Source organism: Vibrio sp. T11.5 (assembly GCF_027587155.1).
Classification (GTDB): Bacteria; Pseudomonadota; Gammaproteobacteria; order Enterobacterales; family Vibrionaceae; genus Vibrio; species Vibrio neptunius.
Genome location: NZ_JAPPTP010000004.1, coordinates 99,550 through 115,756, shown reverse-complemented (window position 1 = coordinate 115,756; position 16,207 = coordinate 99,550). Strand labels below are relative to the sequence as shown.

The window sequence follows — 16,207 nt, the reverse complement described above, 5'->3', positions numbered from 1 at the left end:
TATTTCAACTCCAAGCACCCACAAACTGACTTATATGTTAAAGTGCCACATCTACTCTCCTCTAGTGATTGAATCATCATGAAGACCATTTTATCTGTCACCCCTGTAGGGGTGCGTTATATGTTGCTTTCTGCGCTCGGTTTTGCCTTGATGTCAGCCTGCGTCAAATACGTGAGCAACTATGGTATTCCTTTGTTTGAAATTGTTGCAGCTAGGGCATGTGTTTCATTGGTGATCAGTTACTTGGATGTTAAACGCAAACGTATTTCAGTGTGGGGACACAATAAGCCACTTCTTATGCTTCGCGGTGCAGTCGGCACAATCGCCCTAATGTGTGTTTACTATTCAGTCACAACCCTTCCTCTAGCAGAAGCCACCATCCTTCAATATGTGCACCCGGTGTTTACTGCTTTGCTTGGCGTACTCTTTCTCAAAGAGCGTATTCAATTTTCGACCACTATGTGTATCGTGCTTTGCTTAATAGGCTTGGGGGTGATGGTTCAACCGAGCGTGCAAACAACCGATAGCTCAAACCTCCCACTATTTAGCGTGATGATGGCACTGCTCGGAGCGTTTGGCAGCTCTATTGCTTATGTTATTGTCCGTCGATTAAGCCAAACAGAGGACAGTTCAGTAATTATTTTCTACTTCCCATTGATGGCCCTACCTACTTCTATCGTTTTGCTCGGCGATGATTTCGTCTGGCCCAGTCTATTTTTGACCACGATGCTAATTCTAGTCGGTGTTTTCACTCAGATAGGTCAGCATGGTTTAACCAAAGCGATGCAAACTCAGGCTGCGGGTAAAGCTTCGGCCTATTCCTACGTACAAATTGTTTTCTCTGCACTACTTGGTGCCTGGATATTCAATGAAGCACCTTCTAACTGGACCTACTTAGGTGGCTCACTGATTGTTATCGGTGCATTAATTAACGTTTTCGGCCATCAGTTCAAGCCATCATTGCTTCGAGTAAAATAGCTTCAAATCAATACACGGGGTCTATACTTATGTGAGTCAAGACAACCAAAGCGCCCCATGATGAATCTACCAATATGTTTTTGCCTGCTGATTGTGCTAACAGGCCTTAACAAAGCATTAGCGACTACTTCGGAGTTAAGGAATGAACATTTAAGTATTTGCGGAGATTCTATTGACTGGCCTCCCTATACTTACCTAGATGGAGAAGATGTGAAAGGTTTCGATCTAGACGTTCTGAACCACGTTTTGCTACCGCAAAGTATCACATTTAATTTTACCATGACATCATGGAGCCGCTGCCTCAAAGGGGCGAAGAGTGGCGAGTTTCAAATAGCAGTCAGCGCATCGCACTCAGAGGAGCGTGCCAAGCATTACCTATACACCGATTGGTACTACAATATAACGCCATACTACTTATACAAAAAATCTCGATTTCCAAAAGGTCTATCCATCGATGATGTTGCAGAGCTAGACCAATACAAGGTGTGCGGCATTCATGGCTATAACTACGGCGACTTCCAACTTAAACAAGTTGAACAGTACACACACAGCATGCACGAGCTCATCACAGAACTGAAACAGCAGCGATGCGATGTGATCCTATCATGGAATGAGATACTCGATGGAATTCAAAGCGTTTGGGGCATCAATTACGTCAGCGAAGACATTGAGTCTAAGCCCATTCCAAATATGGCTAAGCATAAATTTCACATGCTGATTTCGAAACAGTATGAACATGCTTTGTCGCTTAAGAATCTCCTCGATAAAGGCTTAAAAAAATTCCAAACCAATTGAACTGGACGCAGAAGCGAAAGATATAGGCGAGTTTTCGTCAACCATGGTCTCTGTTGTGGTATCACAGCGACATCAGATGGTCTTACGTAAACAAGGCAATCGGGCAGCCTATATTTGCTGCCCAGACTTATTTTATCTACAGTAATCGCCTTCTCAACCCCGCTTTTTCAAGGATACGGGTTGAAATCTCTTCCACCGACAGTGATGAGGTATTGATGTAAGGAATGGCTTCACGTCGGAATAACGCCTCAACGCTCTCCAATTCATTGATGCACTGCTCGGTGCTGGCATATTCACTGCCCGCCAAGCGGTTCTCTCGAATTTCGGTCAACCTTTCAGGATCAATCGTCAGGCCAAACAGTTTATGACGATGGATTTCGAATTCTGGTAATAGTCTTAGGCGACGAATGTCTTCTTCAATGAATGGGTAATTCACGACTCTTAGGCCAAATTGCATCGCCATATAAAGACTGGTTGGTGTTTTGCCGCTTCGAGAAACACCCAGCAATATAATATCGGCTTCGTCCATGCCCTTGAGCGTAATGCCATCATCATGCGCCAAGGTGTATTCAATCGCCGCGATACGATCAAAATAAGTATCTGAATCTTTGCTCACACTACGAGAACGCTGTAGTTTGGGTTTGGGCTCAAGCTGAATGTCATCTTTGACTTGTTGGACAATACTCGCCAGCACATCATAACTAAACGCGGGCGCTGTCAATAGTTTCTGCTTGATCTCTGGGATAACGATGGAAAAAAACACTAAAGGCTTCACACCAGTGTCTTGATACGATAGTTCAATCTCCTTCAGCAGATCCGCTAATTTGTCTTCACTTTCAACAAACGGAAACGTTTTCTCGTTGGTGTTCAACGGAAATTGGCCCAAAACAACATGGCCTAATGTCTCACATGTGATGGCTGTTCCGTCAGAAACATAGAATACATCACGACTTTGAATATCAATTTGCATGTTTTATTTAAACTTTAAAATTCTTTTGAGTAGGATGGGCAACATAATATCGATAATAAAACCCGGCTGACAATTACGCCCCCCACAGCTTTGAAAATTTGTTGAGAATTTTTTTAAGCCTTTGCGTAATCGTTTGCTTTATCCCTACAAAGCTGCAATGTTTCTGGAGAAAGACATGCAAAAGAACACCCTCTGGTTCAATAGCCTATCCATGGAAGATGTCGACAAGGTCGGCGGTAAAAACGCTTCACTTGGAGAAATGGTTTCAAATCTATCGAATGCTGGCGTTTCAGTACCGAATGGTTTTGCTACTACTTCTTACGCGTTTAACCAATTCCTTGATTATGAAGGTCTGGATGAACGAATCCACCAACTGCTCGATGAACTAGACGTTGAGGATGTAGAAGCTCTGCGCAAGACAGGTGCCACCATCCGTCAATGGGTTTTAGAAGCTCCCTTCCCTGCTGACCTAGAGCAGGATATTCGTAGCGATTACCAACAACTGATTGAAGGTAATACAGAACTTTCCGTCGCCGTTCGATCTTCAGCAACTGCTGAAGATTTGCCGGATGCCTCATTCGCGGGCCAGCAAGAAACATTTCTTAATGTAAAAGGTATCGATGCTGTACTTGAAGCAACGAAACACGTTTACGCTTCTCTGTTTAACGACCGCGCTATCTCCTATCGTGTGCACCAAGGTTTTGACCACCGTGGTATCTCGCTGTCTGCGGGTATCCAACGCATGGTGCGTTCGGATAAAGCCTCTTCTGGTGTTATGTTCACGCTAGACACTGAATCTGGCTTTGATCAGGTTGTGTTCATCACTTCCTCTTGGGGTCTAGGGGAAATGGTCGTTCAGGGCGCCGTAAACCCAGACGAGTTCTACGTTCACAAGCCAATGCTTGAAGCGGGTCAGCATCCGATTGTTAAGAAGACGTTCGGCTCTAAACTTATCAAGATGATCTACTCGACCAACCAAGAAATTGGCAAGCAAGTCGACATCATTGATACCTCGACACAAGAGCGTGAACAGTTCTCTCTCAATGACGAAGAGATCAAAGAACTGGCAAAACAAGCGATGATCATCGAAAAGCACTACCAGCGTCCGATGGATATCGAGTGGGCGAAAGATGGTATTGATGGCAAGCTTTACATTGTTCAAGCTCGCCCAGAAACCGTATGTTCTCAAAGCGAACAGAACGTGATTGAGCGTTACGAGCTAAACAACAAAGCAGAAGTTTTGGTTGAAGGCCGTGCTATTGGTCAGCGTATCGGTTCTGGCCCAGTACGTCTGGTTGACTCGCTAGACCAAATGTCTTTGGTTCAAGATGGCGACGTACTAGTTACTGATATGACTGACCCAGATTGGGAACCAGTGATGAAGAAGGCCTCAGCAATCGTTACCAACCGTGGTGGTCGTACTTGCCACGCAGCTATCATCGCACGTGAGCTGGGTATTCCAGCAATCGTTGGTTGTGGCGATGCCACATCAAAGCTGACAGACGGCGCGACCGTGACGGTTTCTTGTTCTGAAGGTGAGGCAGGCTATGTTTATCAGGGTGAACTTGATTTTGAAGTCAAGCGCTCTGCAGTTGACGAACTGCCACTGCTACCGACCAAAGTGATGATGAACGTCGGTAACCCAGATCGAGCCTTCGACTTCGCGCAGATTCCAAATGAAGGTGTTGGCTTGGCTCGTCTGGAATTCATCATCAACAAGATGATTGGTATTCACCCGAAAGCCCTACTGAACTTTGACGCACAAAGTGACGAGCTAAAAGCAGAAATCACTCAGCGCATTCGTGGCTATAAAGATCCTATCGATTTTTACGTCAGCAAGCTGACTGAAGGTATCGCGACTATCGCTGCGGCATTCTGGCCAAAACGCGTCATCGTCCGTATGTCTGATTTTAAGTCCAACGAGTACAGCAATCTAGTTGGTGGCAAAGGTTACGAACCACATGAAGAAAACCCTATGCTGGGCTTCCGTGGTGCGTCACGTTACATCTCACCTGTATTTGAAGACTGCTTTGAACTAGAAACTCAAGCGATTAAGCGTGTTCGCAATCAGATGGGTCTGAAGAACGTTGAAATCATGATCCCATTTGTGCGCACTCCGAGCGAGGCGGCCTCGGTCATCGATCTTCTTGCGAAGTTCGACTTACGCCGCGGCGATCAGGGCCTGAAAGTCATCATGATGTGTGAACTACCATCTAATGCTGTGCTAGCAGACGAATTCCTCAAGTACTTCGACGGTTTCTCAATCGGCTCAAACGATATGACTCAGCTAACACTCGGTCTAGACCGAGATTCAGGCGATGTCGCTCACTTGTTCGACGAGCGCAATCCTGCTGTAAAAGCGATGCTGCAAATGGCTATCGATGCTGCGACTAAAGCCGGTAAATACGTCGGCATTTGCGGTCAGGGCCCATCTGACCATGATGATCTGGCTGAATGGTTAATGGCGCAAGGCATCAGTTCCGTCTCTCTCAATCCGGATACTGTGATTGATACTTGGCTCAAACTTGGGCAGGTAAGTGGCAAATAGTACTGAGCAATAATCGAGCAAAAACCGCCTATTTTGATTGGGCGGTTTTTATTTTCACAATTAAATCACTGGGTATATTTTCTTGATACGCCGAATTGCTCGATTTCGATATTTTTAAGTTCTATCCACTCTAAAACCACTTAACACCCTATCCAACCTAGTGTCTTTAGGACCAAATTTATGGGTCCTAACTCTATTATTCAAAATAAAAACAAACAATACACTTAATTCACGGTTGCAACATTATTTCAATCAAATTAACATCAACAAAACAAAAATCCACCGTTGATTAAAAATAACACATTTAATCATGAATATTTAGCGAATTATATTGAATAGTATTGCAAAGGTATTCGAAAGACAGTAGGCTTGCGCCGGATGATTAAATGCAGATGTATAGTGAATATATATGCCAAGTGGATAGGCCTATCATATTGACTAGTAGTAACACGAGAATTGTAATGCAGAATAACGCTCAATCTATCGAACAGACGAAAGGCAAAGGCAACTTTTGGATGTTCTTTATTCCTTCTTTGCTGGGTCTTTTTCTTTTCATGGCCCCGATCAGCTACGACGGTGATATCACCATTCCAGTCGCAGTACTGGCAAAATCCATACAAGCTGTATTTGGTGATCACCTTGTAGGCATGGTCACTTCTATCATCTTATTTATGGCAGCAACCTCATTGTTATGTCGTATCAAGAATCCTACATTTATTGCTAACAGCCCATTCTTGAACAGCCTGTTTAACCCAAGCCCTCTTTGGTTGGCAGTGCGTGTTATTGGTGGTCTTGCTGTTGCAATGACCTTCTTCCAAGTCGGCCCTGAAGCCGTATGGGAAGAAAATACTGGTGGCCTAGTACTAGAGGGTTTGCTACCAACGCTATTTTCAGTATTTATCTTTGCAGGTTTACTGCTCCCACTGTTACTTAACTTTGGTTTGCTAGAGCTGTTTGGCACGCTGCTAAGTAAAGTGATGCGCCCAGTATTTAACTTACCTGGTCGTAGCGCTATCGACTGTATGGCTTCTTGGCTTGGCGATGGCTCAGTCGGTATCCTGCTAACCAGCAAGCAATACGAAAACAAATTCTACACACAGCGCGAAGCGGCTGTCGTAGGTACAACCTTCTCAGCAGTATCCATTACTTTCAGTTTGGTTGTTCTTGCTCAAGTTGAACTAGAGCACTTGTTCTTGCCTTTCTATGGTGCAATCTGTCTGGCGGGTATTGTGGCAGCGATCATCATTCCTCGCTTGCCTCCTCTAAGCATGAAAAAAGATACTTTCATCGATTGTACTCAGCCCGCAAAAGATGCCGATGCTGTTCCTGCAGGTCATACAAGCGTATCTTGGGGTATGGAGCTGGCACTAGCGAAAGCAAGCCAAGTAAAATCATTTAAGGATGTCTTTGGTGAAGGCGTACGTAACGCGGTAGACATGGTATTTGGTGTGCTGCCTGTAGTTATGGGCTTAGGTACGATTGCTCTAGTGATTGCTGAGTACACGTCGGTGTTTAGCTTCCTAGGTCAACCATTCATCCCATTCCTTGAACTATTAGGCATCCCAGAAGCGGCAGCGGCCTCTGAAACTATCGTGGTTGGTTTTGCTGATATGTTTATCCCAGCGATTCTAGCGTCATCGATTGATAACGAAATGACACGTTTTGTCATCGCTGCTATGTCTGTCACCCAGCTGATTTACATGTCTGAAGTTGGTGCGCTGTTACTTGGCAGCCGTATCCCAGTGAACATCTTTGAACTGTTTGCCATCTTCATTCTGCGTACCTTAATCACACTGCCTGTGATTGCTGGTATTGCTCATCTGATTTTCTAATCTCAGATCGCAAATCAATCTTTTTTCAAAGGCCCTTTCAGGGCCTTTGTTTTATCGGCGAACCTTACGATCCTAAATATCAAATCCTGCTTGGACTATGTGATAAAACCAAGCACACGGTTGAAATGTGGAAACTCCAACAAGTTCCCTATGATAATTGAGTCCTACCAATAGCGCTCAAAGGTGATGTTACCTCCTGTCGCTCGACGGAATTTTTCTAACCCAAAACTTTGCAGAATCTTGGTGGTCTCTTTGATCATTGCTGGGTTTCCGCACAGCATGACAAAACTGTTCTCCTGAGTGAGCTCTGCCTGCGCTCTTTCTTGGATTTCACGCTGATCCAACAGCTGAGGAATGCGGCCATATAGCGTATTTGGGTGCTGCTCTCTCGACACAATAGGCACATAACTCAGGCGACCTTCATATTGATCAACTAACTGCTCAATCAAGTAGCGGTAGACCAAATCTTTCTCATGTCTAACGCCATGCACTAAAACAATTTTTTCATATCCGGGGCGAACATTAATGTCATCGAGTAGCGACAGGAAAGGGCCAATACCCGTCCCCGTTGAAAGCAACCATAAGTCCTGAGTCGATTTAGGAATGGAACTCAAAATCAAATCACCATAGGCGGCAGCGCCTACGTATACCGAGTCTCCCTCTTTCAAGTACTGCAGTTTCGGCGTCAATTTGCCTTCAGGGTTCGAAACAATCAGAAACTCCAGCATATCGCTGCTGTTGAGTGGTGCGTTGACGACTGAATACGCTCGGCTGACCAATTGGCCGTCGTCGTCATACAGGGCCAGTTTAGTAAATTGGCCCGCTTTAAAGGTGAGAGGTGCGCCAGTAAGACGTAAACTGAATAGCTCTGGCGTCCAGTCAGTGCGCTTTTCCACTTTGGCGAGATTAAAACCATCGGGTGCGGTCATTGCAGATCCTCCATCAGGTTACCTCTTTAAAACCTACTCCTCTGATCTTTATAAGTAAAGACGGGCCTTTACTTAGTCATTAAAGATCACATTTTGATAACATTTTTACAAAACCACTTGATTCAGCATTAGAATAAGAGCTCTTTTAAAAACCAATGCAAGGAACACGCATGGAATCGTTACTGAAGGACTTTCCGGTCATCACAAAAATTCCGGTCGCTTGGGGTGAAATGGATGCTCTCCAACACGTCAATAATGTGGTTTACTTTCGCTACTTCGAAACTGCAAGACTCGACTACTTTGAGCACATCAATCTTCTCGTCAACCTAAGCCAAAGTCATATAGGCCCAGTCTTGGGTGAAACAAGCTGCCGCTATAAAATGCCCATTACCTATCCAGATACTCTGATGATAGGGTCTAAAGTCGTCGACATTCAGGAAGACAGATTCACCATGGAGTATCAGGTTGTGAGCAAGAAAGTCGGTAAAGTCAGTACCGTAGGGCGCGCCACCTGTGTGATGTTTGATTTTAAAAACAATTGCAAAGCAAACTTACCTGAGCAAATCAAACAGTCCATTTTAAATTTAGAAGCGACGGCAGAATCCTAATACACCGCTTGACCTTACCCCTGGGGGAAGCTTTATGCTAGCCGAGTTATCGTCATTTTAGGTTACGTATGGGCTTCCCTTCGATTCGTAAATACTGGATTCTATTTATCAGCATGACCGCTATGTTGGTATCCAGTTTTGCTACTAGCGAAACCCTAATGACGTTCGAAATGCTCAGCGATTCCAGTAGCAAGCAGGCTCACTGTGGCATGGCAATGAACATGAGCCCAGCGCTGACAGATTCTTCAATTCCATCAGACCATTGTGAAACCAGCGAAGAGATGGTTCATAACTGTTGTAGCGTGATGTGTGCAACGGTTTTCGCCCCCATTCCCCGAATTGATAAACCTCTACTAATCTCGACTCAGTTGGCTCTGATCCATTCAGATGTCCAAGGTCAGGTCATTACTCGTTTAAGCTCACTCTATCGCCCTCCGATAGCGTAATCCGTTCTCTGTTATCGACTCCCAGCATACTTTGGGAGATGGTTTTTCGTGCCTGTCAGGCACTCGGAAACGGACAATATAGTGAAAATCAAACCAAGGATTCTGGCGCTTTCTGTCAGCGCCGCGGTCTGGTTAGCGCCTGTATCAGCAAGCAACTTGCAAGAGCAGGCTCACCAACCGCAAGTCGTGCTATCACAATTGATCAGCATGGCACTCAACAACGACAGCAATCGAAAGCAATATTTTGCTCAGTCACGAGCTTTGCGCGAGACTGGCGTTGCCAGTGCCACGCTAATGGACCCCAAAATCAAAGTTGGTTTTGGTGGCCTACCTGTCGACAGCTTCAAATTCGACGAAGATCCGATGACGAACATTTCCGTCGGATTGATGCAACAATTTGAGCGTGGCTCAACACTGGAGTTACAACAAAAGAAAAGCAATCAACAAGCGGATGGCGTTGGTTTACAAATCGATGCCCGAGAACTGGAGGTCATTAACAGCATGACCCAACTCTGGCTTGAACTGGGTTATCAGCAGCAGGCGAAAACTATCATGCTGGAAAACCGTCGTTTGCTCAAAGAAATGGAGAGCTTCATTCAGACCAACTATTCGATTGGTAAAAGCGAAGCTCAGGATCTGCTCAATGCTCAGCTTCAAGTCAGCAAACTGGATGAGAAGCTTCAGGCTAATCAGCAGATGCAACAACGTTTAATGGCCCAGCTTTCAGAATGGTTGGGAGCCAATTGGCCTGAACAGATTCAAAACGTTAGTGCATCCAATCAGCTCAACTGGGCCAAGCTCGACCAACAGCTGAACGAGAACCTCGCAAGCTCCGAGTATTACCAGCAGCTCGCCCTGCACCCAATGGTACAAATGGCCAGCCAAACCATATCCACTTCCGAAACTCAGGTTGAAATTGCACAGCAGGCTTACCAACCTCAGTTTGGCGTTGAAGTCATGTACGCCTACCGTCAGGCCAACGGCATGATGGGAGAACCTGCATCAGACTTGGTCAGTGCCTATCTGACCATGGACATTCCCCTGTTCACGGGAAACCGTCAGGACAGAAATCTCGCTGCGGCTCAATATCAGGTCGGCGCGGCCAAGTCCCAGAAAGACACCTTACTGGCTCAGATGAATGCCAAAGTCAACGCCTTGCTTGTCGACCGAACCAATTTAGTCCAACGACTAGAACGGTATCAGTCCACCCTTCTTCCTCAGGCCAACGCACGAATTCGCGCGGTTGAGCGAGGTTATCAGAACAACACGTCTCAGTTTAATGATGTCATTACGGCCTCTGCCGATGAACTTGCTCTGCAACTCGAACAGCAACGTCTGATTGCAGATTTAAACATTGTGAACAGCAACTTAGCTGCCCTACTGGACGGTTTTGATTATCAAGTTGAGCCAGTCACTTTGGCTCAAGGCGAACAAGAATAAGGTATCTGACATGAAAACATTACAAATCGCTGCTATCGCTCTGTTGGTAGGAGGCGCGCTGGGCTATTCCGCTAATCATTTCCTAGCCGGATCTAGCATGGGAATGGACGCCAAGGCTGAGTCTGGCTCTTCTGATTCTGCTGAACCTCTCTACTGGGTTGCTCCGATGGACCCGAACTACAAGCGAGATAAGCCCGGTAAATCACCAATGGGCATGGACTTAATTCCAGTTTACGCCGAAGACATGGCGGGAGAGCAAGATAAACCCGGAACCATTACGATTGATCCGTCGGTAGAAAACAACCTCGGCGTCAAGTCCGAACCCGTTACCCTAGAACCTCTCTCGCCCCGCATTGAAACGGTCGGTTACATCGCGTTTGATGAAAGCCAGCTGTGGCAAACCAACGTACGCGTCGCGGGTTGGGTTGAAAAACTGTTCATCAATGCGATCGGTGAAAAAGTCAACAAAGGCGATGTGTTGTTTACGCTCTATTCACCTGAGTTGGTGAAAGCGCAGGAAGAGCTACTTAATGCCTCTCGAACTGGTCGAACCGGCTTAGTCAAAGGTGCCACTGAACGACTCGTGACACTAGGTGTAGACCGTGCACAAATTAAAGCGATTCTAAAACGCGGTGAAGCGTCACAAACGATTGAAATAAAGGCACCAGCTAACGGTGTGATTGCAAGTTTGAGCATTCGCGAAGGGGGGTATTTGTCACCCGCGCAAGCAGTGATCAGCGCAGGCCCACTGAACAATGTTTGGGTAGACGCAGAAGTGTTCGAACGTCAGGCGCAATGGATTAAAGCTGGCAGTGAAGCCTCGATGACATTGGATGCCATACCGGGCAACAAATGGCAGGGTAAGGTCGACTACGTCTACCCGATTCTTGATCCTAATACTCGTACTCTGCGTGTCAGACTTAAATTCCCTAACCCAGATGGCGAGCTCAAGCCCAATATGTTCGCCAACATTGCTCTTCAACCTGTCAGTGAAGAGTCGGTACTGACTATTCCTAAATCTGCGGTAATACGCTCTGGTGGCATGGCTCGCATCGTTCTGTCACAAGGCCAAGGAAAATACCGCTCTGCTCGCATCGAAACAGGCCGTGAAGCCGGAGATCGGGTTGAGGTTTTGCAGGGCTTAACCCAAGACGATCAAGTGGTGACTTCCGCACACTTTATGCTCGACTCTGAATCCAGCCAGTCTGCCGACCTTGCGCGCATTAATGGTGTTGAACCCGATGAGGAGACCGTTTGGGCGAAAGGGGAGATCACCGATGTTATGGCTGATCATGGCATGTTGACGATCAACCACCAGCCGGTACCTGAATGGGATTGGCCGGGCATGGTCATGAATTTTACTCTCGCTAAAGACGTCGATGCGAATGCCTTCACAACAGGTCAAAGCATAGAGTTTGAAATGCAAAAAACCGAGTCTGGCCAGTACGAAATTGTCGATTACAAAGTCGATCACTCTGTTGTTGCTGGCGAGCTTTGGCTGCAAGGCGATATTTCTATGCTGATGGCCGACTTTGGCATGATCACCTTAAACCACCTCCCTGTCGCGGAGTGGAACTGGCAGGCCGGTGAGATGAATTTCTCGGTTGGTGAGGAAGTGGATCTATCAGGTTTTGAGGAAGGCCAGCGCGTTCGATTTCTAGTTGAACGACAAGGTGCAGATTACCTGCTCAAGCAATTGGCAACGGATGAGGGCTAACGATGATCAATGCAATTATCCGTTGGTCAATCAGTAATAGACTTCTAGTATTGATTGCCACTTTAGCTATTGTTTTTGCTGGCCTTTACAGTGTAAAAAACACACCTGTGGACGCGATTCCTGATTTATCGGATGTTCAGGTGATCATCAAAACCAGCTATCCGGGTCAAGCACCTCAGGTAGTCGAGGATCAGGTCACTTATCCATTAACCACTGCCATGTTGGCTGTACCCGGTGCAGAAACCGTCAGGGGATACTCTTTCTTTGGAGATTCCTATGTCTACATCATCTTTAATGATGACACCGATATGTACTGGGCCCGCTCGCGTGTGCTGGAGTATCTCAGCCAAGTCGCGCCAAACCTACCATCAAACGCTAAACCAACGCTGGGGCCCGATGCCACTGGGGTTGGCTGGGTATACAGCTATGTTCTTCAGGATAAAACCGGACAACACGATTTAGCCCAGTTACGCAGCTTGCAGGATTGGTTCCTCAAATACGAACTGCAAACCGTTGATGGGGTATCGGAAGTCGCCACTGTAGGTGGTATGGTCAAGCAGTATCAGGTCCAGATTGACCCCGCCAAACTGCGTGCTTACAACCTGACATTACAGCAGGTCAACAACGCGATTCAAAACGGTAATCAGGAGACAGGTGCCTCCGTGATTGAGGTCGCTGAAGCCGAACACATGGTGCGCACCACTGGCTACCTGACTAGCATAGAAGATATCCGCTCACTGCCACTTAAGGTAACTGAAAAAGGCACCCCGCTTCTGTTGGGTGATGTCGCGGATATTAGCCTTGGCCCACAAATGCGTCGTGGCATTTCTGAGCTCAACGGTGAAGGGGAAGCCGTTGGTGGCGTGATTGTGATGCGCTTCGGTGAGAATGCCAGTGAAGTGATCGCCAAAACCAAAGCCAAACTGACCGAGCTGCAACGCAGCTTGCCTGACGGCGTCGAAATCGTCCCGACGTATGACCGCTCTACGTTGATCGACTCGGCGGTAGAAAACTTATGGAAGAAACTGGCTGAAGAGTTCATCGTAGTTGCGATTGTCTGTGCTTTGTTCCTGTTCCATATCCGCTCTTCTCTGGTTATCGCTTTGAGCTTACCAGTGGGTATTCTGACTGCGTTTATGATCATGCATTGGCAAGGGATTAACGCCAACATCATGTCATTGGGTGGTATTGCCATCGCCATTGGAGCTATGGTCGACGGCGCAATCGTGATGATAGAAAACGTTCACAAGCACATTGAACGAACTCCGCTCACCGATAAGAATCGCTGGCAAGTCATCGGCAAGGCCGCAGAGGAAGTCGGTGCACCGCTGTTCTTTTCTCTGCTAATCATCACGTTGAGCTTTGTCCCTGTCTTCGCTTTGGAAGGTCAGGAAGGGAAAATGTTTTCGCCACTGGCATTTACCAAAACCTACGCCATGGCGGCCTCTGCTGGCTTAGCGATTACGCTAGTGCCTGTTCTGATGGGCTATTTCATTCGTGGCAAAGTGCTCCCAGAACACAAAAACCCAGTAAACAAAGGGTTAGTCTCGCTTTACAAACCCTTACTCAACCTGAGCCTGAACTACCCTAAAACCATGATCGTCATTGCGATGGGACTTATGGCATCGGCTTACTACCCAACCAGTAAGCTTGGCAGCGAATTCATTCCTCCACTCGATGAGGGTGATTTGATGTACATGCCGACCACCTATCCGGGCATCTCGATTGGTAAAGCACGAGAGCTGTTACAGCAAACCAATAAGTTAATTAAAAGCGTCCCTGAGGTTGAAACGGTATGGGGGAAAATCGGACGCGCCGAAACCGCTACCGACCCCGCACCGCTGACCATGATTGAAACCGTCATACAGCTGAAACCTCGCGAACAATGGCGTGAAGGTGTAACCACCGAATCGCTGCGCAAAGAGTTTGACGATCTAGTGCAGTTCCCCGGGCTAACCAATGCGTGGGTCATGCCAATCAAGACCCGCATCGACATGCTGGCAACTGGCATTAAAACGCCTATTGGGATCAAAATTGCAGGCCCTGACCTTAACGTCATTGAACAAATCGGGGCAGAACTGGAGCCTATTCTCAATCAGGTCAATGGTACGGCGTCTGTTTATGCTGAGCGTGTAGCAGGAGGACGCTACGTCACTATCGATATAAAGCGTCGCTCCGCCGCTCGCTATGGTCTCAATATAAAAGATGTGCAACGCGTAATTTCCACTGCGGTAGGAGGCATGAACGTTGGGGAAACCATAGAAGGGCTGGAACGCTACCCGATTAATGTTCGATACCCACAGGACTACCGTGATTCAGTGGTGAAATTGCAGAACCTACCTCTGGTTACCCCAAATGGCGCTCGTATCGCACTGGCTGATGTTGCTGATATTCGTTACGAAGACGGCCCACCGATGATCAAAACAGAAAACGCTCGACCTAATGGCTGGGTATTCGTTGATATCGATGGACGAGATCTCGGTTCGTACGTTGCAGAAGCACAACAAGTCGTAGCTGATCAGCTCAATCTGCCCGCTGGCTATTCTCTGGCTTGGTCAGGTCAGTATGAATATATGGAACGCGCGAAAGAGCGCTTAAGTGTCGTGGTACCGATTACGCTGGCGATCATTATGCTGCTGCTTTACTTCAGCTTCCGTCGCATTGGCGAAGTGCTGATCATCATGATGACTCTCCCTCTCGCCATGGTGGGTGGCTTATGGCTGATGCATTACCTCAGCTATAACTTCTCGATTGCCGTTGGGGTCGGCTTTATTGCCCTCGCGGGTGTCGCCGTCGAAATTGGCGTCATCATGCTGGTGTATCTCAACCAAGCCTGGCACTACAAAAAGCTGGATGCCCAAGAGCAGAATTACGCCATTACTTCCGATGATCTGTCGATGGCGATACGAGACGGCGCAGGTCTCAGAGTTCGACCTGTGATGATGACCGTTCTGACCGTCATCATAGGTCTTGTGCCAATCATGTACGGCGAAGGTACGGGCTCTGAAGTCATGCAGCGAATCGCCGCCCCTATGATTGGTGGAATGGCATCGGCGCTGCTACTCACGCTTCTGGTATTACCGGCCATTTTCAAATTGTGGAAACAAAGAGAAATCTCACGTCACTCATAACCATAGAACCATGTCCCCGTAGCTCAATGCTTCGGGGCACCCTACTACTTAAGGAAACAATGATGAAAAAAACAATTCTGGCACTTGCACTGACTCTGGCTAGCACTCAAATTCTCGCTCAAATGGATCACTCATCCATGGATCATTCCAAAATGAATATGGAAGGTATGGACCATTCGAAAATGATGGGCGATATGAAGGGGATGGACCACTCACAAATGAACATGGACGAGATGTCCGATGTCGGTATGCCTGCCAAAGGTGCTAAACCGGACAAAGTGGTCCACGTGATCCTAGACGATGATATGAGCATTACATTCAAAAAAGAGGTGGATATAGAACCGAATGACGTAGTTCAGTTTGTGGTCATGAACAAAGGGAAAATCGACCATGAGTTTTCAATAGGCTCAGCACAAGAGCAACTCAAGCACCGTGAGATGATGAAGAAAATGGGCAACCACGCTCATGATTCTGGTAGTACAGTGACGGTTGCTCCGGGCAAAGCCAAGCAGTTACTTTGGCATTTCCATGGTGATAACAAAGTTGAGTTTGCCTGTAACATCCCAGGCCATGCTGAAGCTGGCATGGTCAAATCTTTCGAACTGTAACGTTCCTTGCCTGCCAGCTGTTGCTGGCAGGCCGTTTGACGTGACTAAAATATTTCACCGGATGCGGAAAGTGACCAAGTAATAAATCACCACCTAGTAAGTCAAACATGTTTTGCTATATCAAAGAAAAAGCCACGTATCTTAGACACGTGGCAAAACAAAAAGTGAATGGCAGTGGATTATTCGCTTTTTGTGTTCAATGGCT

At 46.9% G+C, this 16,207-nt stretch carries 12 protein-coding genes; 10 read left to right on the top strand and 2 right to left on the bottom strand.

Annotated elements, in window-relative coordinates:
- The first annotated feature begins 120 nt into the window (after positions 1-120).
- Positions 121-978 (top strand): DMT family transporter, encoded by an 858-nt coding sequence (locus OH455_RS06370; RefSeq protein ID WP_269980879.1) that lies wholly within the window; start codon positions 121-123, stop codon positions 976-978.
- A 57-nt stretch (positions 979-1,035) separates the two neighbouring features.
- Positions 1,036-1,773, top strand: a complete 738-nt coding sequence (locus OH455_RS06365; protein WP_333482720.1) for a substrate-binding periplasmic protein — start codon at positions 1,036-1,038, stop codon at positions 1,771-1,773.
- A 136-nt stretch (positions 1,774-1,909) separates the two neighbouring features.
- Here the strand turns inward: OH455_RS06365 and ppsR are convergent, their stop codons facing one another.
- Positions 1,910-2,743 carry a posphoenolpyruvate synthetase regulatory kinase/phosphorylase PpsR gene (ppsR, locus tag OH455_RS06360; protein ID WP_045975930.1) on the bottom strand — a complete coding sequence of 278 codons (834 nt, stop codon included), beginning with the start codon at positions 2,741-2,743 and terminating at the stop codon, positions 1,910-1,912.
- Positions 2,744-2,918: 175 nt separating this feature from the next.
- On the opposite strand from ppsR, the gene ppsA reads away from it, so the two are divergent.
- Positions 2,919-5,291: a phosphoenolpyruvate synthase gene (gene ppsA / locus OH455_RS06355; RefSeq protein WP_269980769.1), complete on the top strand. Its 2,373-nt coding sequence runs from the start codon at positions 2,919-2,921 to the stop codon at positions 5,289-5,291.
- A gap of 461 nt (positions 5,292-5,752) precedes the next feature.
- On the top strand, positions 5,753-7,123 hold the full coding sequence (locus tag OH455_RS06350) for a YjiH family protein (RefSeq protein ID WP_269980768.1): 1,371 nt from the start codon (positions 5,753-5,755) through the stop codon (positions 7,121-7,123).
- Between the two features lie 164 nt (positions 7,124-7,287).
- On the opposite strand, the gene OH455_RS06345 is transcribed toward OH455_RS06350, so the two are convergent.
- Entirely contained in the window at positions 7,288-8,052 is a 765-nt protein-coding gene (locus tag OH455_RS06345) for a ferredoxin--NADP reductase (RefSeq protein ID WP_269980767.1), read from the bottom strand.
- Between the two features lie 170 nt (positions 8,053-8,222).
- On the opposite strand from OH455_RS06345, the gene OH455_RS06340 reads away from it, so the two are divergent.
- From OH455_RS06340 to copI, 6 genes are all read left to right on the top strand, one after another.
- On the top strand, positions 8,223-8,660 hold the full coding sequence (locus OH455_RS06340) for an acyl-CoA thioesterase (protein ID WP_045975926.1): 438 nt from the start codon (positions 8,223-8,225) through the stop codon (positions 8,658-8,660).
- A gap of 68 nt (positions 8,661-8,728) precedes the next feature.
- Positions 8,729-9,106: a hypothetical protein gene (locus tag OH455_RS06335; RefSeq protein ID WP_269980766.1), complete on the top strand. Its 378-nt coding sequence runs from the start codon at positions 8,729-8,731 to the stop codon at positions 9,104-9,106.
- Positions 9,107-9,187: 81 nt separating this feature from the next.
- On the top strand, positions 9,188-10,546 hold the full coding sequence (locus OH455_RS06330; RefSeq protein WP_269980765.1) for a TolC family protein: 1,359 nt from the start codon (positions 9,188-9,190) through the stop codon (positions 10,544-10,546).
- A gap of 10 nt (positions 10,547-10,556) precedes the next feature.
- Complete coding sequence (locus OH455_RS06325) at positions 10,557-12,263, top strand: efflux RND transporter periplasmic adaptor subunit (protein WP_269980764.1); 1,707 nt, start codon at positions 10,557-10,559, stop codon at positions 12,261-12,263.
- Positions 12,264-12,265: 2 nt separating this feature from the next.
- Positions 12,266-15,394, top strand: a complete 3,129-nt coding sequence (locus tag OH455_RS06320) for an efflux RND transporter permease subunit (protein WP_269980763.1) — start codon at positions 12,266-12,268, stop codon at positions 15,392-15,394.
- A 62-nt stretch (positions 15,395-15,456) separates the two neighbouring features.
- Positions 15,457-16,002, top strand: coding sequence for a copper-resistant cuproprotein CopI (gene copI, locus OH455_RS06315; protein ID WP_269980762.1), 546 nt, complete (start codon positions 15,457-15,459; stop codon positions 16,000-16,002).
- Positions 16,003-16,207 lie beyond the last annotated feature (205 nt).